Below are 21,564 nucleotides of genomic sequence, written 5' to 3'. Positions count from 1 at the left end.
ACCTTTGGAACCTTAATTACTTGATGAGGCCGACTTCACGGTAGTATTTTTCTGCGCCAGGATGCAAGGGAACAGGCATACCTTTGATGGCATTTTCAAGCTTGATGGCTTTGGCCGCGTTATGGGCGGCATACAGCACGTCAAGATGCTCGTACAGCTGTTTGGTCATCTGATACGCCAGTTCATCGGGCACGTCTGACTGCGTCACCAGAAAGTTGGGGATGGCAGCGGTTGGCATGTCTTCCGTCTGACCCGCGTAGGTGTTAGCCGGAATAACAGTAGCCTGGTACGCCTCGTCGCCAATTTTTTTAACAACATCAGCAGGCACCGGGATAATGACGATGTCTACCGAAGTAGCCAGGTCGCGTATGGACGATACGCCCAGGCCTGCCGACTGCAGGGTGGCGTCAAGCTGTCGGTTTTTCATAAGCTCGACAGACTCGCCAAAAGGCAGGTACTCAACCTTGGCCAGATCGTCGTAACTGATGCCGGCAGCCTTAAATACGGCGCGAGCATTAAGTTCTGTGCCCGATCGCGCTGCGCCAACCGAAATACGTTTGCCTTTCAGGTCGGCCAGTGTACGGATGCCAGACTCTTTGTTCGCTACGATCTGTACGTAGTTATTGTAAGTAGCTGATAGCCCGCGTAGTTTGTCCAGTTTCTGGGTAAAGCCTGCGTCGGTACTGCCTTTCCATGCATCTGAAACGGTATCAGCCAGCGCAAGTGCGAGTTCGCCACGGCCTGCCTGTAGCAGGTTCATGTTTTCGGCAGAGGCTTTGGTAACTTGAGCAGTTGCTTTGACGTCAGGGATGTTTTTTGCATAGACCTGCGACAGTGCTACGCCCAGCGGGTAGTAGACGCCGCTCTGGCCCCCGGTAAGAATATTAATGAACTGCTGCTTGGCCATTGCCGGCCCCGCCGCCAACGTCGCTGCGGTAAGCGCAGCCGTTGCCAGCCATTTGAATGCCCTCATGGTGTCTCCTAGATGTATTCGTACTAATAATTTGAAAAAGAAAGCACTGCCCGCTATAAGGGCAGTGAAAAAAGCAGTTTCCTTGTTGAAATGCTGTGTGCAATGTAACGAATATCGCAAGGCTCTGTAAGTAGGGATTATCCACATGCTTGAGCGCAAGTTAGCCGTATGCGGGTAATTTCAGAGGGTGCGCCCAGTCGTAATGGTGGCCCCCAGTACCCTGTGCCCCGGCTAACATAAACGTGCATGGCCCCCAGGCGGTGCAGGCCCGCTGTAAAGGGTTGCTGTAAAGGGATGAAGTATTTCCAGGGCCAAAACTGCCCCCCGTGCGTGTGCCCCGACAGTTGCAGGTCAAACCCTGCTGCAGCGGCAGCGCTCGCGCTGCGAGGTTGGTGAGCCAGCACAATTCGCACTGCGGCCTGGTCAGGCGCGCCCCGCAGGGCGGCTGTGGGGTCGCTGGCTTGCGTTCGATCGAAAGCGCCTGCACCGTAGTCGGTGACGCCAGCCATAATAAGCAGTGAGGTATTGTGTGTAATGACGCAATGCTCATTCATCAACACGGTAAGGCCGATGCGTCTGAACTCATTAACCCACTCTTGGGCACCCGAATAGTATTCATGGTTACCCGTTACTACATACACGCCATGTTGCGCGACCAGTTTTGACAATGGTTCGACGTCGTTGCGCAGGCTGGCGACACTGCCATCGACCAGATCACCTGTCAGTGCGATGGCATTTGGCTGCAGCGCATTAACCGCTTTCACAATACGTTCAATGTAGCCGCGCTTGATGGTTGCGCCTACATGCACATCGCTAAGTTGCACGATGGTGAACCCTTGCAGGCTCTTGGGCAGGTTTGTGATGGGTACGTTAACGTCCACCACGCGCGCAACCTTGCGGGCGTTGTAAAGGCCGATCAGTACGGCGGCTATCGCAAGCACCGGCACGGCAACTGCACTGGCACGATAAATTGGTTCAAAGTATAGAACGGAGGCGGCGGGCGCGAAAAAGGCTGTGGGAACAAGCAACAGCAGTACGATGTCGCGAACCAGGCACAGCACAAACACCCATGCGAAAAGTCCGAGCGCAACGAATCCGGCCCATGCCACCAGATCTCCGCCCGTTTGGCCCACAGCACGACGCATACGAAAACCAGCCACGACCAGCAGGTACATGACCAGAATTGCGGCAAGAATGACGGCGCGCTCGCTGAGGTTAGACGCCGCGGCTGCCAGACGCCATCCTGCATAAAGATGGCCCAGGCCAAGCAGAACGGGTACACGCAGTAAAAAAGAGAAGTAACGCAGCATGGCTCAGAGGTTATAGACGATGACGGTATTGTAGGCCGACTGGGGTCGCGCGATGTTCATGCCCAAAAACCCGTGGTTGGGTTGATAAGCCGCGGTCCAGGCGGACGATGAAAACGACAGCTTGCCCTTGCATGCACAACCTTGCTGGCCGGGTACTTGCCCCTTTCCCAGACCCTTGTATTGTGGGCCTGCGGTCAGAGTAGCCGTACACTGAGTATGGGTAGGCTGTCTGAAACTGAACACTGCCTTTTATCAGGCTAGCCGTTTTTTCTTTATATGTTTAAGGAGCTGAATGATGGACAACCCTATGTATCCTGCAGCAAGCCGCGATCTTTCACGTCAGCGTCACGAGCTCGCGCCCGAAACGTCCGACGCGTTCAAGGCCTTTAGCGCCGCCGTCTTTGCCGACGGTGAAATCGACAAAAAAACCAAGCAATTGATTGCGGTTGCGGTTGCCCACGTCACGCAATGTCCTTATTGCATCCAGGGGCATACCAAAGCTGCTCTTAACGCTGGCGCGACCGACAAGCAGATTATGGAAGCCATTTGGGTGGCAGCCGAAATGCGTGCAGGCGGCGCCTTTGCTCACTCAAATCTTGCGCTCGACACCATTAACCATGTTGGGCACCGAAGCACCACCTGAGTCGTCAGGCCAGGTCCAGTCGCGGATTTCTGGCCTGTCTTGACCTTCCCGGTGGGCATATTCCACAGTTTCAATGATTTGACCTTTTAGCCATTCTTTGAGGTGGGCCGCGCGGTCTTTAAGGTTTGGCACGCGGTCTATGACGTCCATGGCCAAGTTGAAACGGTCGACCTGGTTTTCGATGGCCAGTTCAAGAGGGGTGTTGATATTGCCCTTTTCTTTATAACCGCGCACGTGAAAGTTATTGTGGTTGTTACGGCTGTAGGTAAATTTGTGAATCAGCCACGGGTAACCATGAAAGTTGAATATTACGGGCTTGTCGCGTGTAAACAGCGAGTCGAAGTCGGCATGCGACAACCCGTGTGGGTGTTCGGTATCGGGCTGGAGCCTGTACAAGTCAACCACATTAACAAAGCGGATCTTCAACGATGGCAGATGGCTACGCAAAATGGCAACGGCCGCCAAGGCCTCTTGTGTCAGAATATCGCCCGCGCAGGCCATGACGACGTCGGGCTCCATGCCTGCATCGGTACTGGCCCATTCCCAGATGCCTATGCCTTTGGCGCAATGGATGGCGGCGTCGTCCATATTCAGAAACACCAAATGCTGCTGTTTGTCGGCAACGATGACATTTACATAGTTGGTCGTTCTCAGGCAGTGGTCGGCAACACTGAGCAGGCAGTTTGCATCAGGCGGCAAATAAATACGGGTTACCGCAGCGCTTTTATTGCTGACTACGTCAAGAAAGCCTGGATCCTGGTGGGTGAAGCCATTGTGATCCTGGCGCCAAACGACGGATGATATCAACAGGTTGAGCGAGGGCACGGGCGCACGCCAGCGCACTTCATGCTTCGCTTTTTCGAGCCACTTTGCGTGCTGGTTGAACATGGAGTCGATAATATGTACAAACGCCTCGTAGGTATTGAACAGGCCGTGGCGACCTGTTAGCACATAACCTTCAAGCCAGCCCTCCAGCGTATGTTCACTCAGCATCTCCATGACACGTCCGTCGGGCGAGAGTTCGCCACCGTCGTCATCCTCGGGAAGCCGCTCTGCCAACCAGGTTTTTCTGCTGGCCTTATAGATGCCTTGCAGCTTGTTTGATGCATTTTCGTCAGGGCTGAATACCCTGAAACTCTGCATATTAGTGCGCATGACTTCGCACAGATAAGCGCCCAAAGTTTGCGTGGGTGATGCCTGCCGAGTGCCAGGTTGTTCGATAGCGACGGCGTAAGCGCGAAAGTCGGGCAGGTTTAGTGGCTTGAGCAGTTTTCCGCCATTGGCGTGGGGGTTGGCGCTCATGCGTCGGTCGCCATGCGGTGCCAGTTTTCGCAGGGCAGGCAACAACCGGCCGCTCTCGTCAAACAGCTCTTCGGGGCGATAGCTGCGCAGCCAGGTTTCAACAATGCGCAGGTGCTCCGGATTTTGCTTTACATCAGTTATCGGCACCTGGTGGGCGCGCCATGAGCCTTCAATTTTATGGCCGTCCAGCTCAGCCGGGCAGGTCCAGCCTTTGGGCGTGCGCAAGATAATCATGGGCCAGCGCGGTCTTTCGGGGTTGTTCGTTTCTCGGGCGTGTTGCTGAATGGCACGAATACGCAGCACGCACGCCTCAACGGCAGCTGCCATTTTTTGGTGCATGTGGGCTGGGTTATCGCCTTCGACCAATATGGGTGACCACCCATAACCGCAGAAGAGTTGAGTGAGCTCTTCGGTGCTGATGCGCGCGAGAAGGGTGGGGTTGGCAATTTTGTATCCATTAAGATGCAATATTGGCAGCACAGCACCGTCATGAATTGGGTTTAGAAACTTATTAGAATGCCATGAGGTTGCCAGTGGCCCAGTCTCGGCTTCTCCGTCGCCAACCACTACCGTGACGATGAGGTCGGGGTTATCAAATGCGGCACCAAACGCGTGCGATACGCTATAACCCAGCTCACCACCTTCGTGTATTGAGCCGGGTACCTCCGGTGTACAGTGGCTGCCCAGTTGACCCGGAAACGAAAAAGCCTGAAATAGGCGCAGCATGCCGGTTTCATCCAGACTTTTTTCAGGATAAATTTCAGAATAGGTTTCTTCAAGATAGCACTGAGAAATCACGGCGGGCGCACCATGCCCCGGGCCTGACAGATAGATCATGTTCAGATCGTACTTCTTGATCACCCGGTTCATGTGCACCCAGGTGAACGTTTGGCCTGGATCTGACCCCCAATGGCCCAGCAACCGGTTTTTAGTATGTACCGCTTGCAGAGGCTGGCGCAGCAGGGCGTTGTCACGCAGGTAAATCATACCCACGCACAGATAGTTGCTGGCACGCCAATACGCGTCGATCAATTGCAGTGACTCTGCATCGAGCGGTGCCGTATCTGGGTTGCTTATATCTGAAGAGCCCGTGACAGTGGGCGTTTGTTGGCTTTCGGATGTCATGGGCATCTCCTTGGGGCGAAACGCCAGCGGCAGTATGTTCTGCTCGCGGCGTTGTCATGACGCGGCTGGTGCACTGCTTCATCAACGCAGAAGCATCAGTCAGTACCCCCCGGACCGCAATGGCCAGGGGTTAATTGGTAGAAGTCACGCAAAATTTCCATGGCTTCTTCGGCTTTTTCAACAACGGTAATCAGACCCGCGTCATTTGGACCAATCATGCCTTCTTCTACAAGAAAGTCAAAGTTGATGGCTTTGCTCCAGAAGTCGCGGCCGAACAAAATAATAGGTATGCGCTCGACCTTGCCTGTTTGTATGAGCGTCAGCACTTCAAAGAGCTCGTCCAGCGTGCCGTACCCTCCCGGAAACGAGACCAGCGCACGTGCGTGCAGCAGCATGTGCATTTTTCTTAGCGCAAAATAATGAAAATGAAATGCCAGCTCGGGCGTAATGTAAGGGTTGGGCCTTTGCTCATGGGGCAGGGTGATGTTGTGGCCGATTGATAACGCGCCTGCTTCATAAGCACCGCGGTTGGCTGCCTCCATGATGCCAGGGCCGCCGCCTGTCGTAATAGCGAAGTCACGTCTTTCAGTCAGCTGAAATTGTTCTGAGAGCATGCGTGCAAAGCATCGGGCTTGTTCATAGTAGTGCGAGTAGCCAAGCCGACGTTTGGCGTTGATCAGGTCTTGGGCTGCGCTGACATCTTCGGGGCGCGCCTCGGCGGCCGCTTTCGCGTCATGGTAATGAGCTTGGGCAATTTCGGGTGGGTTAATGCGGGCGCTGCCAAACACGACGACAGTCGATTCAATGCCATACTTGCGAAGATAAACTGAGGGTTTCAGGTACTCGAGCTGCAGGCGCACAGACCGCAGCTCTGGCAGGGCCATAAACTCGGTGTCTTCCTGGGCAATGCGATAGGCCGAGCTACGGATTATCTCCTCTTGCTGAGCTTCGAGTTCTTGGGGCGTACTCATGCGGGGTTGTTTTGGATCAAAAGGCAGCATTGGCTTAAAAGTGTGTTCACCGTGGTTGCAGGAACTGCCAAGTGTAGTGCTTTGGCTGGCGGCATGAAACTGTGGCATACGTTTTTAAAGCTGCGTGGCCAAGATTTAGCACGTTAAAGTGGCTGGTTTGGCTATTCAGCCGTGTTTTGGGTACGGTGTTTGCTGTCAGGTTTATGATTAGGGGTGTGCTCGGCACTAACCATGACCGAACACTATTGCCTGCGTCTATAGACCTTACGGCAAAATGGAGAAGAAAAAATAGTGGAAGACGATAAAAATAATGGGCGTGGTTTAGACTCGCGTATCGATAATCAGGTTCCACACCCCCGCCGAAACACAGCATCACAGCGGGCTGGCAAAAAGAACAGTAGAGCGCGCCGCTGGGGGCGTGCTCGCGGCCTGATCCCTGTTGTTGAGTCCCAAACTATTGCAGAGTCGGCCGGCAAACCAGAATCACGCGGTATTGCATTGATTATTCTGGCGACAATTGCCATTATTTTTGCGCTGCAATGGGCCAAAGCTTTTTTTATTCCTATTGTGTTTTCTATTTTTGTGGCCTACACGCTGAACCCTATTGTGTTGTGGCTCGAACGCATTAGGCTGCCTAGGACGCTGGGGGTTGTCATTGTCATGACCGCGTTGCTGGCGGGCACCGGAGGGGTCGCCGCCTCACTGTATAACGAGATGGACTCAATTTCCAACGAGTTGCCGTTGGTCACTTACAAGATTAAACGAGCGCTGCGCAGTTTTCATGGCGGAGAAACTGGAACTATTGAGAAGCTGCGCAACATGGCTGAAGAGCTTAAAGAGGCGGCTTTGCCTGATAAACCCGCCGCCTCTAAGCCTAGCCCCTCTGCGCTCGTTGGTGGGGCTGGGCAAAAAGGCGCCATAGCCGAAAAGCCGCCACCTACCGTCATTATTCAACAGCCCGAAAAGAGCTCCAACGACTGGCTTTTGGCTGGATCCATGGGCGCAGCCAGTTTTTTTGGTCAGCTGATCATGGTGTTGTTCATGGTGTTTTTTGCACTGTTGTCGGGTGACTTGTTCAAGCGAAAATTGGTCAAGCTGACCCCTTCGTTGTCGAACAAAAAGGTGGCTGTGCATATTCTGGATGACATCAACACCTCCATACAAAAGTACATGTTTATGCTGTTTGTTACCAATGCGACGCTGGGGCTGCTGACGTGGGTGGTGTTGCTGGCAATTGGGCTGGACAACCCCGGTGCTTGGGCCGTGGTGACAGCGTTTTTACACGTTATTCCTTACTTTGGCGTCATTCTTACGGCTGTTACCATCGGCCTGGCCGCCTTTATTCAGTTTGAATCTTTTTCGATGATGCTGCTCGCTGTTGCGTCGGTCTTTGCGCTTTCAACCGTGATCGGCATGCTAATTACCACATGGATGACAGGCAGAATCGCCAAGATGAACCCTACTGCAGTGTTCGTGGCCTTGCTGTTTGGCGGTTGGCTTTGGGGCGTGTGGGGCTTGCTGCTGTGCGTGCCAATGGTGGTCGTCGTTAGAGTGGTGGCGGATCGTATAGACGAAATGAGCACTGTGGCTGAATTGCTAAGTGAATGATAACGGGCCATTAAATGGCGTGACGGCCTGTTAGACGAGTCGCTTGGTGCGCGGCAGGCTCTGTTGCCTAGGGTGAAGAAAGGCTTGGTTCCTCGCCCTTTCCATATAAGCGGTAGCCAATGGACTAGGGCGGGGCGGTTTTAAAGCCTATTGATTGGCCCAGCCGCGAATTACGGGCCATAAGTCGTCAGGCTCATCGGCGACGGCATCGGCGTTCCAGGTTTGCCGGGCGATTTCGCGGTCACAGTACCCATAGGCCGCCACCACGGTGGCCATGCCGGCGGCTCTTCCTGCGATGATGTCGCGTTCGTCGTCACCGATATAAATGCACTGTTCAGGTTCAAAGCCTGTCTTTTCGGCCGCGAGTAGCAGCGGATCAGGATGAGGCTTGGCTCGGGCAGCTGTGTCTCCGCCTACGGTAATGGCGCAGTGCTGGGCAAGGCCCAGGTACGCTACCAGGGGTACGGCCAGGTATTCGGCCTTGTTGGTCACAATGCCCCAGGCAAAGGTATGGTCTTGCAGCGTTGCCAGCAGAGTTGCGATGCCAGGAAACAGCCGCGCGTGGTGTGTCATGTCGTTTTCATAGTCGACGAGAAACTGCTTGCGGCAGGCTTCATATTCTGGGTGGTCGGTGCTCATGTCCAACCCCGCTTTCAGCAACCCCCGTGCACCATGCGAGGCATAGGGTCGCAATGCCTCATAGGGCAGCGGTTCAAGGCCTCTGCGTTCTCGTTGTTTGTTGGCTGCAGCGGCCAGATCTGGGGCTGTGTCGGCCAATGTGCCGTCGAAATCAAATAAAACCAGCTTTTTCATTGTTTTGGGCTCTTAGATGTCGCGGCGCGTGGCGAAGAGATAATTGACTGACGTATCAGACGAAAGCTTGTAATGCTGTGTGAGTGGGTTGTATTCGAGGCCGGTAAGCTTGACGGCCGTAAGGCCTGCCTGCCGCGCTGCCGCTGCCAGCTCGCTGGGTTTGATAAAGCTTTCGTAGTTGTGCGTGCCGCGCGGCAGCATACGCAGTACATACTCGGCGCCTACGATGGCAAACAGAAACGATTTGGGGTTGCGGTTGAGCGTAGAGAAAAACACCCAGCCCCCCGGTTTTACCAGTGTGGTGCACGCCTGTACGATGGAGCCGGGGTCGGGCACGTGTTCAAGCATTTCCATGCAGGTCACCACATCAAACGATGCGGGTTGTTTGCTGGCGAGTTCTTCAGCGCTGATGGTTTGGTAATCGACCTGCACACCTGACTCGAGCCCGTGCAATCGAGCTACCTGCAATGATTTCTGAGCCAGATCAATGCCCGTAACTTTGGCCCCTTGTTTGGCCATGCTTTCAGACAGTATCCCACCGCCGCAGCCAACGTCGAGCACCGTTTTATCGTGCAGGGGGCCAGCCAGATCTAGTACCCACCCCAGGCGCAGAGGGTTAATGGCATGCAGCGGTTTGAACTCGCTTTCAGGGTCCCACCAGCGAGAAGCCAGTGCACTGAACTTTTCAAGTTCGGCATGGTCTACGTTGGCATTGTCAGTGGCTGGGGAAGAGGCGGTGGCATTCATGGCTGTCCCGTAATAAATAAAGGCCCCCCGAAGGGAGCCCTTATTGTAGCGTTTAACGCAGCAACTAATACCAGAAGGTATTATTTGCGGGTACCAACAATCTCGATTTCCACGCGACGGTTTTGTGCACGGCCTTCGCGGGTAGCGTTGCTGGCGCGTGGCTGCAACTCGCCCTTGCCTTCAACATAGATACGGTCGGAAGGAATACCCTTGCTCAGCAGATACGCTTTGACAGAGTTAGCACGACGCTCGGACAGGCCCTGGTTGTAGGCTTCGGTACCGATGGAGTCGGTGTGGCCGGTAGCAATCAGGGTTTCGAGGTTGATAGTGTTAGCTTGCGAAGCAACCTGGTCGAGGATTTGACGGCCCTCAGGCTTGATCGTCGACTTGTCGAAGTCGAAGAACGTGTCAGCGTTCAGGACAACTTTGGTTGCAGTGGGGGCCACTACAGGAGCTTCTGCCTGAGCGACGGGTACGCCGTCACACCCGGGGATACCGGTAGCAGGAGTCCAGAAGTTGTCGCGCCAGCACAATTCGTTGGTGCCGTTCATCCAAACGTCGCCAAACGGGTTGCGCCAGTTGTCGACGGTTTGCGCAGAAACTGCGCCAGCGGCCGTAGTGGCAGCAATGGCGAGTGCTAATGCGATTTTAGAGGGTTTATTCATGTTTCTCCTCGTTGAGCTTAATGCTGGTAAGTGACCGCAGCGAACCCCCGCCGCATATCAAGAAAATGGAGCCAGTATAGCAACGCTATGACTATGAGTGAATCAAAGAATTGCGCTGGGTTTCATGCGTGTTAGGAGGAATCTTAAGGCATTTCGGGGTGGGAAGTTAAGAACCAGCGTTACATATGGGCCAGATAGCCCGTTTTTGGGCTTCTGGTCGCAAATAACGTTGGTTTTTGGCAACAAAACCGTGTTTAGCATGTGTAGCAGCCCTGCCCAATCTTAAAGTGCTTTATCAAAGTGGGCGGCAATAACGATGCAGGACGGACAGTTCGGATGCTCGCCTAATAACGCACAAGGCCGCTCCCGATACAAATGTAATACAGAGGCGGGAACTGGTCTGCAGTAATTGGGGCAGGGGAGGTTGGCCTCCCGCATTGGGGCCGTAGGCTGGTCTGCGTCGCTGCGGTTTGAAATGTCTGTGGGCGGGCCAGAGGGGTGCTCAGATCGCCTGAACGAGTGTTGGCGGGGGGAAGTGCTAGAATTTCCTATTCGCCCGATCCCGGTCAGATATAACGCTTTTTACTGTCAAGATTCGCTATGGATGCCTTCGCAAAGGAGACTCTTCCCATCTCGCTGGAAGAGGAAATGCGCCGCAGTTACCTCGATTACGCCATGAGCGTGATCGTCGGGCGGGCTCTTCCCGATGTACGGGATGGCCTCAAACCCGTGCACAGGCGGGTGTTGTTCGCCATGCACGAACTTAATAACGACTGGAACCGTGCCTATAAGAAGTCGGCTCGTATCGTCGGTGACGTCATCGGTAAGTATCACCCTCATGGTGACTCTGCGGTGTACGACACCATCGTGCGGATGGCGCAAGACTTCTCGTTGCGGTACATGTTGGTAGACGGGCAGGGTAACTTCGGTTCCATTGACGGCGACAATGCCGCTGCCATGCGCTATACCGAAATTCGTCTTTCCAGGATCGCGCACGAACTGATTGCCGACCTTGATCAAGAAACCGTCGATTTCGGCCCCAACTATGATGGCAGCGAGCAAGAGCCTCTCTTGTTGCCATCTCGGTTACCTAATTTGCTGGTTAACGGCAGCTCAGGCATTGCGGTGGGCATGGCTACCAATATCCCTCCCCACAATCTGGGTGAGGTGGTTGATGGTTGTTTGTATTGCCTGCGCAATCCAGAGTGCACCATTGACGAACTCATCGAGTTCATTCCTGCGCCAGATTTTCCCACTGGCGGCATTATTTATGGGCTGTCGGGCGTGCGCGAGGGCTACCGCACCGGGCGCGGGCGCGTCATCATGCGTGCCAAAACCCACTTTGAAGACATGGAAAAAGGCCACCGCCAGTCCATTGTTGTCGACGCCTTGCCTTATCAGGTTAATAAAAAGACGTTGCAAGAGAAAATCGCCGAGCTCGTCAATGAGAAGCGCATTGAAGGCATTTCCGATATTCGCGACGAGTCAGACAAAGACGGCATGCGTCTGGTCATTGAGCTCAAACGCGGTGAGGTGCCCGAGGTTATTCTCAATAATCTGTACAAAAACACGCAACTGCAAGATACCTTTGGCATGAACATGGTGTCGCTGGTCGATGGCCAGCCTCGCCTGCTTAACCTGAAGCAAATGGTTGAGTATTTTCTGTTTCATCGTCGAGAGGTCGTGACGCGCCGCACGGTGTTCCAACTGCGCAAGGCGCGTGAGCGTGGCCATGTGCTCGAAGGCCTGGCAGTAGCGCTGGCGAATATTGATGACTTTATCGCCATTATCAAGGCGGCGCCCACGCCGCCGGTAGCGCGTCAAGAGCTTATGTCGCGCTCCTGGGACTCTTCCCTGGTGCGTGAAATGCTGCAGCGCGCCGATGAAGGCGATACGCCCGGTGGGCGAGCCGCTTACCGACCCGACGCACTGCCAGAAAGCTTTGGCTTGCAGGGTGACGGCATGTATCGCCTTAGCGATACGCAGGCTCAGGAAATCCTTAATATGCGCCTGCAGCGCCTGACGGGGCTTGAGCAGGACAAGATCTTTGGCGAATACAAAGACATTATGGAGACCATTGCCGATCTGCTTGATATTCTGGCACGGCCCGAGCGCATCACCACAATTATTGCTGAAGAGCTCACGGCCATCAAAACCGATTTCGGCATCAATACCAAAGACGTGCGCCGTTCCGAGATCGAGCGAAATGCCACCGAGCTTGATACCGAAGATCTCATTACCCCCATGGATATGGTGGTAACGCTGTCGCAGACTGGTTACATAAAAAGCCAGCCTCTGTCTGAATACCGGTCCCAGAAGCGCGGTGGTCGCGGCAAACAGGCGACGGCGATGAAAGAAAATGACTTCGTCGATCAGCTGTTCATCGCAAACACCCACGATTTTCTGTTGTGCTTCTCGGATCGCGGCCGTGTTTACTGGCTCAAAGTATGGGAAGTTCCGCAGGGCTCACGCAACTCGCGTGGGCGGCCCATCGTCAATATGTTCCCGCTGCAAGACGGCGAGAAGATCACCGTTGTGCTGGCCGTTAAAGAGTTCAGCGATGATCATTTCGTTTTCATGGCCACTTCGCGCGGTACGGTCAAAAAGACGCCGCTGTCTGACTTCTCCAACCCACGCAAGGCTGGCATTATTGCCGTGGCCCTGGACGAAGGCGACTTCCTCATTGGTGCAGACCTGAGCGACGGCAAGCATGACGTTATGCTGTTCTCCGATGCTGGCAAGGCCGTACGTTTCGACGAAAACGACGTACGACCCATGGGCCGCACGGCTCGGGGTGTGCGTGGTATGTCCCTCGAAGAAGGGCAAACCGTAATCGCCATGCTGGTTGCGGGCGATGAATCACAAACCGTGCTGACGGCCACCGAAAACGGCTTTGGCAAGCGTACTCCCATCATCGAGTACACCCGTCATGGCCGTGGCACCAAAGGTATGATCGCCATTCAAACTTCTGCCCGCAATGGCAGAGTCGTTGGGGCTGTGCTGGTTCAGCCTTCTGACGAAATTATGTTGATCACTACCGCAGGTGTACTGGTACGCACGAGGGTCTCCGAAATACGTGAAATGGGCCGTGCAACGCAAGGCGTTACGCTCATTAATGTTGACGAGAACAGTTTGCTGTCAGGTGTCCGGCGCGTGGTTGAAAGCGATGCTGATGACGAAGACACTGAAATGCTGGAAGAGGGTGATGGCGGCCTGGGGCTTGAAGGCGAGGCTATTGATGCTGTGCCAGGCAAACCTGAAGCACCACACGTCGATTCTGAAGCACCGCAAGTCGATCCTGAAGCCGACGACAGCAAAGATGCACCGACCAACAACCCTGACGACAAGGAAGGCGCATAATGCGGCCCTGGAATTTTTCAGCGGGGCCGTCGGCGCTTCCCTTTGAGGTGCTGGAACAAGCCGCAGCAGAGCTTATCGACTGGCATGGCTGCGGCATGTCGGTCATGGAAATGAGCCATCGCGGTAAACAGTTCACACAGATACGTGACGAGGCTGTTGCTGATCTGCGCGAGTTGTTGGCTATTCCTGACAACTTTGAAATTCTTTTCATGCAGGGGGGCGCGACGGCAGAAAACGCCATCGTTCCACTCAACCTCATTGGCCGGGGCGGTGCAGGCAAGGCTGACTACGTGCTTACAGGCATTTGGTCAAATAAGTCGTACAAAGAAGCGCAACGCTACGGCGACATAGCCGTTGCGGGCAGCAGCGGCGAAGAAACCGTTATCAACGGCTCGAAGCAGGGGCCCTGGACATGGTATCCGCCTGCCGAAACCTGGAAGGTGCGTGCCGATGCCGCCTATTTGCATATTTGCAGCAATGAGACCATAGGCGGCCTCGAGTGTGCCAGTTGGCCTGATCTTGCTAACCTCGGCGCGCCAGGCGTCCCCTTGGTTGTAGACGCCTCGTCGCATTTTCTTTCTCGGCCCATAGATTTTTCACATGTTGGCATGGTGTATGCCGGCGCCCAGAAAAACGCAGGGCCGGCTGGCGTCACCGTCGTTATCATCCGCAAAGACCTTATCGGCCATGCATTGTCGATCTGCCCGTCAGCGTTTGACTACGCCAACGTGGCCGAGGCAGGATCCATGTTCAACACCCCGCCCACGTATGCCATTTATATTGCGGGCCTGGTGTTCAAGTGGCTCAAGCGTCAGGGCGGCCTGGCTGCCATCGAGCAAGCCAATATGGCCAAGGCTCAGGCCCTCTATTCCTATCTTGACGATTCGGGCTTTTTTCTTACGCGCGTTCATCCTGGTTCCCGCTCCCGTATGAATGTGCCGTTTTTCCTGCAAGACGAGTCGCTTAATGGCGAGTTTCTGACGCAGGCGGACGCTGCGGGTCTTTTGCAGCTCAAGGGCCATAAAAGCGTCGGCGGCATGCGCGCCTCCATTTATAACGCCGTGCCGCTCGATGCGGTGCAGGCACTTATTTCATTCATGCAGGGTTTCCAACGTCGACATGGGTAATTCTTTACAAGACAAGCTAAAGCCATTGCGTGATCGCATTGACTCACTAGACCAACAGATACTTCAACTCTTTAACCAGCGCGCACAGACGGCGCTCGAGGTTGGTAAAGTCAAAGAAGAGTTTGATGTTGATGGCCCTATTTTGAAGCCCGAACGTGAGGCCATGGTCATCCGGCGCCTCCAGACGCTTAACCAGGGGCCAGTCACGCAAGAGGCCGTCGACGCGGTATGGACGCAAATTATTTCTACCTGTAGGGGCCTTGAAAGTGCACTCACTGTGGCTTTTCTGGGTCCGCAGGGGTCGTTTTCAGAGCAGGCCGCGCTCGAGCATTTTGGGCACGCCGTTACACGTTTGCGCTGTGACTCCTTTGACGAAGTGTTTCGTGCCGTTGAAGCAGGCCAGGCCGACGTAGGCATGGTGCCTGTGGAAAATTCCACAGAAGGCGCCATCAACCGCACGCTCGACTTGTTGCTGAACTCGCCTCTTAAGGTGCTAGGCGAGCGCTCCATCAAAATACATCACAACCTGATGACCAAGTCGGGTACGCTTGATGGCATTACCCGCGTCATGGCCCACCCTCAGGCGCTGGCGCAATGTCAGGCATGGCTGACCCAGCATCGGCCTGACCTGGCGCGTGACGCCGCTTCCAGCAACGGCGAAGCGGCTCGCATCGCGTCGCTCGATCCAACCGTAGCGGCTATCGCCGGTGAAACCGCCGCACATGCCTGGGATCTGCAAATCGTACATGCAGGCATTCAGGATGATCCGCAGAACCGCACGCGATTTCTGTCTGTCGGGGCGATAGAAACCCTTCCTACCGGCAATGATAAAACCAGCATTATTCTTGCTGTGCCTAATCGCTCAGGTGCCGTCTATGAAATGCTGTCGCCTCTGGCGACTAACGGCGTTTCTATGACGCGGCTTGAGTCCAGACCGGCACGTACAGGGCAATGGGAATATTATTTCTATGTTGACTTGCTCGGTCATCGCGACGAGCCCGCCGTGGCTCAGGCCCTGGCCGAACTGAAGCAGCAGGTTGCTTTCTTCAAGGTGCTGGGGTCTTACCCCCGACAATAGGAATTTTCCATGAGCAACACCCATAGCGCCATCACGACAGCGCCAGACTACGTAACGCATATCGCGCCTTACCAGGCTGGCAAACCCATCGATGAGCTGGCTCGCGAGTTCAATATTGACCCCGCGAGCATCGTCAAGTTGGCTTCTAACGAAAACCCGCTTGGCATGCCAGAGTCGGCACGTCAGGCCATGCTGGCAGCCGCCGCATCGTTGGGGCGTTACCCGGATCCCAATGGCTTTGAGCTCAAAGCGGTGCTGTCGCGTCGCTATGGTGTGCCTGCCGATTGGGTCACGCTTGGTAACGGCTCCAACGATTTGCTTGAAATCGCATCGCTGGCCTTGCTGTCACCGGGTGTTTCGGCCGTATATTCTCAGTATGCATTTACGGTTTATCGGCTGGCAACTCAGGCGCGCGGTGCGCGTCATATTGTCGTACCGGCGCATGAGTACGGGCACGATCTCGATGCCATGTTTGACGCCATTAGCGATGACACCCGACTGCTTTTTATCGCCAACCCAAACAACCCCACGGGCACGTTTTTGCCTGCCGCTCAGGTCGAGGCGTTTTTAGAACGGGTATATGCACAGCACGGCCTTGGCGTCACCGTCATGCTTGATGAGGCTTACAACGAGTACCTTGAGCCTGAGCTGCGTTTTGACAGCGCGCGCTGGGTCGAGCGGTTTCCTAACCTGATCGTGTCGCGTACGTTCTCCAAGGCCTATGGCCTGGCTGGCCTGCGTGTAGGCTATGCGCTGGCTCAGCCTGGCCTGACCGATTTGCTAAACCGTGTACGCCAGCCATTTAACGTGAATACCCTGGCTCAGGCTGCCGCCATTGCAGCACTGCAAGACGACGACTTTCTACAGCAGTCTTATGCTGTCAATAAGTCCGGCAAGCAGCAGCTTGTCGAGGCGTTTGATCGCATGGGGCTCAAGTTTGTGCCCAGCTATGGCAATTTTTTACTGGTGCACGTGGGCGACGCCGCGCGCGTCAATCTTGAGCTTCTGAAGCGCGGAGTAATCGTGCGCCCAGTGGCTGGAGACGGCTTGCCCGAATGGCTGCGTGTCACCATAGGCCTGCCGCATGAAAACTCCCGATTTATTGAGGCGCTCGAGGCAGTGCGCGGGCAGACATGATGCCGGTAAATGTCGATCGCTCGACACAGCCTGTGCTCGCGATCGTCGGCGTCGGCTTGATTGGAGGTTCGTTTGCTGCAGCGCTGAGGCAAGCGAGCGCCACAGGCCGCGTGCTTGGCGTGGGGCGAAATGCAGCCTCGCTGAAGCTGGCGTGCCAGTTGGGGCTTATTGACGAGGTCGTCACGCTTGAGGAGGCCGCAGAGCAGGCCGATATTATTCTTATTGCCACGCCTATCGGGGTAGTGGGTAGGGTGTTGTCTGCGCTCAGGCCGTTGTTGCGCGCCCAAACCCTGGTAACCGACGCGTGCAGCACCAAGGCAGATGTCGTGGCCACGGCGCGACAGGCTCTGGGCGAGCGTATTGGGCAGTTTGTACCCGGCCATCCTATCGCAGGAGCCGAGCAGACCGGGCCCGAGGCGGCTTCAGCTGATCTTTATCGTGGCCGCAATATTATTCTGACGCCACTGTCTGAAAACGCAGTGGCAGACGTAATGTGTATCAGGCGGCTCTGGGAAGCCTGCGGTGCCCGGGTGCTGACGATGGAGCCTGCTGCCCACGATACCGTTATGGCCTCGGTCAGCCATCTGCCGCATTTTCTTTCTGCCGCCTATATGTGGCAGGTCGCCTCAGCACATGATTCCACTGTGCGTATGGCCTTGGCAGGCAGCGGCTTTCGCGACTTTACGCGCATTGCTGCAGGCTCGCCCGAGGTGTGGCGCGATATATTTCTCAGTAATCGTGATGCTGTGCTGCAGGAACTGCAGCAGGTGAAGCAGGCCGTAGCGCAGGCCGAGCAGGCCTTGATTGCCGGAGACGGCCAGGTATTGCAAGATTTTCTCGAACGTGCGGCGCTTGCGCGTCGCTTATGGGCTAGCAGGAGCGGGTTGTCATGAGGTCAGGATCAACGCTGGATTTGTCGCGTGTTACGTCGGCGGCGGGGCGTTTGCGCCTGCCGGGTTCCAAGAGCATTTCAAATAGGGCCTTGCTGCTCGCGGCCTTGGCCGATGGGCAGACAGATCTGGAAGGCATGCTCGACTCTGATGACACACATGTCATGATTGCGGCACTGCGCCAGCTAGGGGTCGATATCGACGAAACGCAGCCAGGCCATTTGCGTGTGCACGGAGGCTATCCCTTCCCTGTAACGGAAGCCAGTTTGTTCCTGGGCAACGCCGGCACGGCCTTTCGGCCTCTGACCGCAGCGCTTGCCGTCATGGGCGGGCAATATCAGCTTTCAGGCGTACCGCGCATGCATGAGCGGCCAATAGGTGACCTGGTCGATGCGCTTAAAACGCTTGGTGCCGAAATTCACTATTTGGGCGAACAGGGCTACCCGCCACTTCGCATAGGTCGCGGAGTCATTCAGGCGAACCGTACGGTCAAAATAAAAGCGTCGGTGTCCAGCCAGTTTCTTACGGCGCTGCTCATGGCCGCGCCACTATGTGCGGCGTCTTCCTCTTCAGGGGTGCGCATTGAGGTAGACGGTGAGCTCATATCAAAGCCGTATATCCTCATTACACTCGAGTTGATGGAGCACTTTGGGGTGTGCGTTGAACGTGATGGTTGGCAGAGCTTTTTCATACCGGCCGGGGCCCGCTATTGTTCGCCCGGTCGTGTTGCCATAGAGGGTGATGCCTCGACGGCGTCTTACTTTATGGCGTTGGGGGCTTTGGGTGGTGGGCCCGTGTTTATCGATGGCGTTGGCACAGACAGCATGCAGGGCGATATCGCCTTTGCCGACGTGGTGCAAGACATGGGTGCAGTCGTCGTGCGCACACCGACAAGCATAGAAGTCAGCGGCCCTCGCGTCGCGCAGGGCCAGCGGCTCAAGGCTTTTGACCGCGACTTTAATCTTATCCCTGATGCTGCCATGACTGCGGCGGCCATGGCCATGTTTGCGGATGGGCCCTGCACATTGCGAAATATAGGCAGCTGGCGCGTCAAAGAGACCGACCGTATTCACGCCATGCATACCGAACTTGAAAAGCTTGGTGCGCGCGTAGAATCGGGCCCTGACTGGCTTACGGTGCATCCTGTGCGGTCAGCAGACTGGCGACCGGCATCGATTAGTACCTACGATGACCACCGGATGGCTATGTGTTTTTCGCTGGCCGCTTTTAGTCCGGTCGCCGTTACCATCGAAGATCCCGACTGCGTCAGTAAAACGTTTCCGGCCTATTTTTCAATTTTTAATCAGCTGGTTCGCGCATGAGCTTCTCTACATTGACCATTCCGGTTATCGCTATAGATGGTCCCACTGCGTCGGGCAAAGGTACGATTGCGCATCGCGTGGCGCAGGCGCTGGGGTGGTCAGTACTCGACAGTGGTGCGCTCTATCGGCTAACCGCGCTGGCGTTGCTGCAGCAGGATGCCGATGCGGCCGATGAAAATGCCGTGGCAGACATCGCTCAGGCGCTGGATGTCAGGTTTGATGGCGATCAAGTGTGGCTGAACGGCAACGATGTTGCTGCTGAAATTCGCCTTGAAGATGTGGGCAATCTTGCCTCCCGCATTGCAGCTTATCCTGCTGTAAGACAGGCTCTGCTTGAGCGCCAGCGCGCATTTCGAACCGCTCCCGGCCTGGTTGCCGATGGGCGTGATATGGGCACTGTTGTTTTTCCTGATGCTCCGCTAAAGGTTTTTTTGGTGGCAGACGTAGCCGCACGTGCCGAAAGGCGCTGTAAGCAGTTGAAGGTAAAGGGCTTTTCTGCTAATCTAGCAGACTTGCTAAAAGACATGCGTTCTCGCGATGAGCGAGACCGCACTCGGGCTAATGCTCCGCTGGTTGCGGCGGCTGATGCCATAACGGTTGATTCGTCTACGTTAACCATAGACGAAACCGTACAGCAAGTACTCGACCTATGGTCGGGCTTGGGTTTCCCTAAAGCATAGCTTGCGCTATGTTCGGGAAAATTTTTCTCACTCCACTGGGGCGGTTCATCGACCCTGGTGCGTTATTTAATGGCCATCCTGGCCAATGGATTAATTAATGTCCACTACTGCAACCCCTGTCGCCACTGGCGGCGAAAGCTTTGCCGACCTGTTTGCCGAAAGCATCAAAAGCCAAGACATGAAGTCTGGCGAGGTCATTTCTGCTGAAGTCGTACGCATTGATCACAACTTTGTTGTTGTCAACGCTGGCCTGAAGTCTGAGGCACTGATCCCTATTGAAGAGTTCCTGAACGATCAGGGCGAACTCGAAGTTCAAGACGGCGACTTTGTATCGGTAGCAATTGACTCGCTCGAAAACGGCTACGGCGACACCATTCTGTCACGTGACCGCGCCAAGCGTCTTTCCGCATGGCTGTCGCTCGAGCAGGCGCTCGAGTCTGGCGAACTGGTCACCGGCACCATCACCGGCAAAGTAAAGGGCGGCCTCACGGTCATGACCAACGGCATCCGCGCATTCTTGCCCGGCTCGCTGGTCGATCTGCGTCCAGTCAAAGACACGACGCCGTACGAAGGTAAAACCGTAGAATTCAAGGTTATCAAGCTTGACCGCAAGCGCAACAACGTTGTGCTGTCGCGTCGTGCTGTGCTCGAAGCCAGCATGGGCGAAGAGCGTGAAAAGCTGCTCGAAACCCTGCACGAAGGTGCTGTGGTCAAGGGTATCGTCAAAAACATCACCGACTACGGCGCGTTTGTCGACCTGGGCGGTATCGATGGCTTGCTGCATATCACCGACATGGCATGGCGTCGCGTGCGTCATCCTTCCGAGGTCCTGCAGGTGGGCCAAGAAGTCGAAGCCAAGGTTCTCAAGTTCGACCAAGAAAAATGCCGCGTGTCGCTTGGCGTCAAGCAGCTTGGCGAAGATCCATGGATCGGCCTTGCTCGCCGTTACCCACAAGGCACCCGCCTGTTCGGCAAGGTTACCAACCTTACTGACTACGGTGCGTTTGTTGAGGTCGAGGCCGGCATCGAAGGTCTGGTTCACGTCTCCGAAATGGACTGGACCAACAAAAACGTCGACCCACGCAAGGTAGTTACCTTGGGTGAAGAAGTCGAAGTCATGGTTCTCGAAATCGACGAAGATCGTCGTCGCATCTCGCTGGGCATGAAGCAGTGCCGTCAAAACCCATGGGAAGAGTTCTCCATGAACTTCAAACGTGGCGACAAGGTGCACGGTGCCATCAAGTCAATCACTGACTTTGGTGTGTTCGTGGGTCTGCCTGGTGGCATTGATGGTCTGGTTCATCTGTCCGATCTGTCCTGGGCTGACACCGGTGAAGAGGCTGTTCGCAACTTCAAGAAGGGCGACGAAATCGACGCCGTCGTTCTGGGTATCGACACTGACAAAGAGCGCATCTCGCTGGGTATTAAACAGCTTGAAGGCGATCCTTTCAACAACTTCGTTGCAACCTACGAGAAGGGCGCTGTTGTTCCTGGCGTGGTCAAGTCGGTTGAAGCCAAGGGTGCCGTCGTTACATTATCGCTTGATGTCGAAGGCTATCTCCGTGCTTCCGAAATCTCGGCCGGCCGTGTAGAAGATGCCACCACCGCCATCAATGTCGGTGATAACGTCGAAGCCATGATCATCAACGTCGACCGCAAAACGCGTTCGATACAGTTGTCGATCAAGGCACGCGATAACGCTGAAACAGCTGACTCCATCCAGCGTATGTCTGATGCAAGCGCTTCGTCGGGCACCACTAATCTTGGGGCCCTGCTTAAAGCCAAGCTTGACCAGCAACGCGACGACGGTTAA

General features: G+C 55.3%; 17 protein-coding genes. 10 read left to right on the top strand and 7 right to left on the bottom strand.

Features of this window, described 5'->3' with window-relative positions; genetic code table 11:
• Nucleotides 1-16: 16 nt before the first annotated feature.
• Nucleotides 17-973 carry a TAXI family TRAP transporter solute-binding subunit gene (locus FQ179_RS08585; RefSeq protein ID WP_149396759.1) on the bottom strand — a complete coding sequence of 319 codons (957 nt, stop codon included), beginning with the start codon at nt 971-973 and terminating at the stop codon, nt 17-19.
• A gap of 137 nt (nt 974-1,110) precedes the next feature.
• Complete coding sequence (locus tag FQ179_RS08580) at nt 1,111-2,283, bottom strand: metallophosphoesterase (RefSeq protein WP_149396758.1); 1,173 nt, start codon at nt 2,281-2,283, stop codon at nt 1,111-1,113.
• Nucleotides 2,284-2,575: 292 nt separating this feature from the next.
• On the opposite strand from FQ179_RS08580, the gene FQ179_RS08575 reads away from it, so the two are divergent.
• Nucleotides 2,576-2,926: a carboxymuconolactone decarboxylase family protein gene (locus tag FQ179_RS08575; RefSeq protein WP_223146206.1), complete on the top strand. Its 351-nt coding sequence runs from the start codon at nt 2,576-2,578 to the stop codon at nt 2,924-2,926.
• Here FQ179_RS08575 and FQ179_RS08570 read toward each other — a convergent pair.
• Nucleotides 2,873-5,353 (bottom strand): phosphoketolase, encoded by a 2,481-nt coding sequence (locus FQ179_RS08570; RefSeq protein ID WP_223146205.1) that lies wholly within the window; start codon nt 5,351-5,353, stop codon nt 2,873-2,875. The two genes, FQ179_RS08575 and FQ179_RS08570, sit on opposite strands and share 54 nt — an antisense overlap.
• A 95-nt stretch (nt 5,354-5,448) precedes the next feature.
• Nucleotides 5,449-6,324: a TIGR00730 family Rossman fold protein gene (locus tag FQ179_RS08565; protein ID WP_149396756.1), complete on the bottom strand. Its 876-nt coding sequence runs from the start codon at nt 6,322-6,324 to the stop codon at nt 5,449-5,451.
• Between the two features lie 291 nt (nt 6,325-6,615).
• On the opposite strand from FQ179_RS08565, the gene FQ179_RS08560 reads away from it, so the two are divergent.
• Nucleotides 6,616-7,932, top strand: a complete 1,317-nt coding sequence (locus FQ179_RS08560; protein ID WP_255474885.1) for an AI-2E family transporter — start codon at nt 6,616-6,618, stop codon at nt 7,930-7,932.
• 147 nt (nt 7,933-8,079) lie between these two features.
• Here FQ179_RS08560 and gph read toward each other — a convergent pair whose 3' ends face one another.
• From gph to ompA, 3 genes are all read right to left on the bottom strand, one after another.
• Nucleotides 8,080-8,745 carry a phosphoglycolate phosphatase gene (gene gph / locus FQ179_RS08555; RefSeq protein WP_149396755.1) on the bottom strand — a complete coding sequence of 222 codons (666 nt, stop codon included), beginning with the start codon at nt 8,743-8,745 and terminating at the stop codon, nt 8,080-8,082.
• 12 nt (nt 8,746-8,757) lie between these two features.
• Nucleotides 8,758-9,492 carry a bifunctional 2-polyprenyl-6-hydroxyphenol methylase/3-demethylubiquinol 3-O-methyltransferase UbiG gene (gene ubiG / locus FQ179_RS08550; RefSeq protein ID WP_149396754.1) on the bottom strand — a complete coding sequence of 245 codons (735 nt, stop codon included), beginning with the start codon at nt 9,490-9,492 and terminating at the stop codon, nt 8,758-8,760.
• A gap of 80 nt (nt 9,493-9,572) precedes the next feature.
• Nucleotides 9,573-10,157, bottom strand: a complete 585-nt coding sequence (gene ompA / locus FQ179_RS08545) for an outer membrane protein OmpA (RefSeq protein WP_149396753.1) — start codon at nt 10,155-10,157, stop codon at nt 9,573-9,575.
• A 600-nt stretch (nt 10,158-10,757) separates the two neighbouring features.
• Between ompA and gyrA the strand changes: the two genes are divergently transcribed.
• The 8 genes from gyrA to rpsA all read left to right on the top strand — a co-directional run bounded on the left by gyrA (nt 10,758) and on the right by rpsA (nt 21,564).
• A complete protein-coding gene (gene gyrA / locus FQ179_RS08540) occupies nt 10,758-13,517 on the top strand; it encodes a DNA gyrase subunit A (protein ID WP_255474884.1) in 2,760 nt (919 codons plus the stop codon).
• Complete coding sequence (gene serC / locus FQ179_RS08535; RefSeq protein ID WP_149396752.1) at nt 13,517-14,644, top strand: 3-phosphoserine/phosphohydroxythreonine transaminase; 1,128 nt, start codon at nt 13,517-13,519, stop codon at nt 14,642-14,644. The genes gyrA and serC overlap by 1 nt, the downstream gene beginning before the upstream one ends.
• Nucleotides 14,637-15,722: a prephenate dehydratase gene (gene pheA, locus FQ179_RS08530; protein WP_149396751.1), complete on the top strand. Its 1,086-nt coding sequence runs from the start codon at nt 14,637-14,639 to the stop codon at nt 15,720-15,722. Before serC ends, pheA begins: the two co-directional genes overlap by 8 nt.
• A 9-nt stretch (nt 15,723-15,731) precedes the next feature.
• On the top strand, nt 15,732-16,859 hold the full coding sequence (gene hisC / locus FQ179_RS08525; protein WP_149396750.1) for a histidinol-phosphate transaminase: 1,128 nt from the start codon (nt 15,732-15,734) through the stop codon (nt 16,857-16,859).
• Nucleotides 16,856-17,752, top strand: a complete 897-nt coding sequence (locus FQ179_RS08520; RefSeq protein ID WP_149396749.1) for a prephenate dehydrogenase/arogenate dehydrogenase family protein — start codon at nt 16,856-16,858, stop codon at nt 17,750-17,752. Before hisC ends, FQ179_RS08520 begins: the two co-directional genes overlap by 4 nt.
• Nucleotides 17,749-19,071 carry a 3-phosphoshikimate 1-carboxyvinyltransferase gene (aroA, locus tag FQ179_RS08515; RefSeq protein ID WP_149396748.1) on the top strand — a complete coding sequence of 441 codons (1,323 nt, stop codon included), beginning with the start codon at nt 17,749-17,751 and terminating at the stop codon, nt 19,069-19,071. The genes FQ179_RS08520 and aroA overlap by 4 nt, the downstream gene beginning before the upstream one ends.
• Nucleotides 19,068-19,751 (top strand): (d)CMP kinase, encoded by a 684-nt coding sequence (gene cmk, locus FQ179_RS08510; protein ID WP_149396747.1) that lies wholly within the window; start codon nt 19,068-19,070, stop codon nt 19,749-19,751. Before aroA ends, cmk begins: the two co-directional genes overlap by 4 nt.
• Before the next feature lie 97 nt (nt 19,752-19,848).
• Nucleotides 19,849-21,564: a 30S ribosomal protein S1 gene (rpsA, locus tag FQ179_RS08505; protein WP_149396746.1), complete on the top strand. Its 1,716-nt coding sequence runs from the start codon at nt 19,849-19,851 to the stop codon at nt 21,562-21,564.

Origin of the sequence: Pusillimonas sp. ANT_WB101, from assembly GCF_008369125.1 — a bacterium.
GTDB lineage: Bacteria > Pseudomonadota > Gammaproteobacteria > Burkholderiales > Burkholderiaceae_B > Allopusillimonas.
This window is presented reverse-complemented; position numbering and strand designations above follow the sequence as displayed.

Coding starts and splice junctions, on each gene's coding strand:
- pheA (WP_149396751.1), top strand. CDS start 14,637: ATGGGTAATTCTTTACAAGACAAGCTAAAGCCATTGCGTGATCGCATT.
- serC (WP_149396752.1), top strand. CDS start 13,517: ATGCGGCCCTGGAATTTTTCAGCGGGGCCGTCGGCGCTTCCCTTTGAG.
- hisC (WP_149396750.1), top strand. CDS start 15,732: ATGAGCAACACCCATAGCGCCATCACGACAGCGCCAGACTACGTAACG.
- FQ179_RS08565 (WP_149396756.1), bottom strand. CDS start 6,324: ATGAGTACGCCCCAAGAACTCGAAGCTCAGCAAGAGGAGATAATCCGT.
- FQ179_RS08575 (WP_223146206.1), top strand. CDS start 2,576: ATGATGGACAACCCTATGTATCCTGCAGCAAGCCGCGATCTTTCACGT.
- FQ179_RS08580 (WP_149396758.1), bottom strand. CDS start 2,283: ATGCTGCGTTACTTCTCTTTTTTACTGCGTGTACCCGTTCTGCTTGGC.
- rpsA (WP_149396746.1), top strand. CDS start 19,849: ATGTCCACTACTGCAACCCCTGTCGCCACTGGCGGCGAAAGCTTTGCC.
- aroA (WP_149396748.1), top strand. CDS start 17,749: ATGAGGTCAGGATCAACGCTGGATTTGTCGCGTGTTACGTCGGCGGCG.
- FQ179_RS08585 (WP_149396759.1), bottom strand. CDS start 973: ATGAGGGCATTCAAATGGCTGGCAACGGCTGCGCTTACCGCAGCGACG.
- gyrA (WP_255474884.1), top strand. CDS start 10,758: ATGGATGCCTTCGCAAAGGAGACTCTTCCCATCTCGCTGGAAGAGGAA.
- cmk (WP_149396747.1), top strand. CDS start 19,068: ATGAGCTTCTCTACATTGACCATTCCGGTTATCGCTATAGATGGTCCC.
- ubiG (WP_149396754.1), bottom strand. CDS start 9,492: ATGAATGCCACCGCCTCTTCCCCAGCCACTGACAATGCCAACGTAGAC.
- FQ179_RS08520 (WP_149396749.1), top strand. CDS start 16,856: ATGATGCCGGTAAATGTCGATCGCTCGACACAGCCTGTGCTCGCGATC.
- ompA (WP_149396753.1), bottom strand. CDS start 10,157: ATGAATAAACCCTCTAAAATCGCATTAGCACTCGCCATTGCTGCCACT.
- FQ179_RS08570 (WP_223146205.1), bottom strand. CDS start 5,353: ATGACATCCGAAAGCCAACAAACGCCCACTGTCACGGGCTCTTCAGAT.
- gph (WP_149396755.1), bottom strand. CDS start 8,745: ATGAAAAAGCTGGTTTTATTTGATTTCGACGGCACATTGGCCGACACA.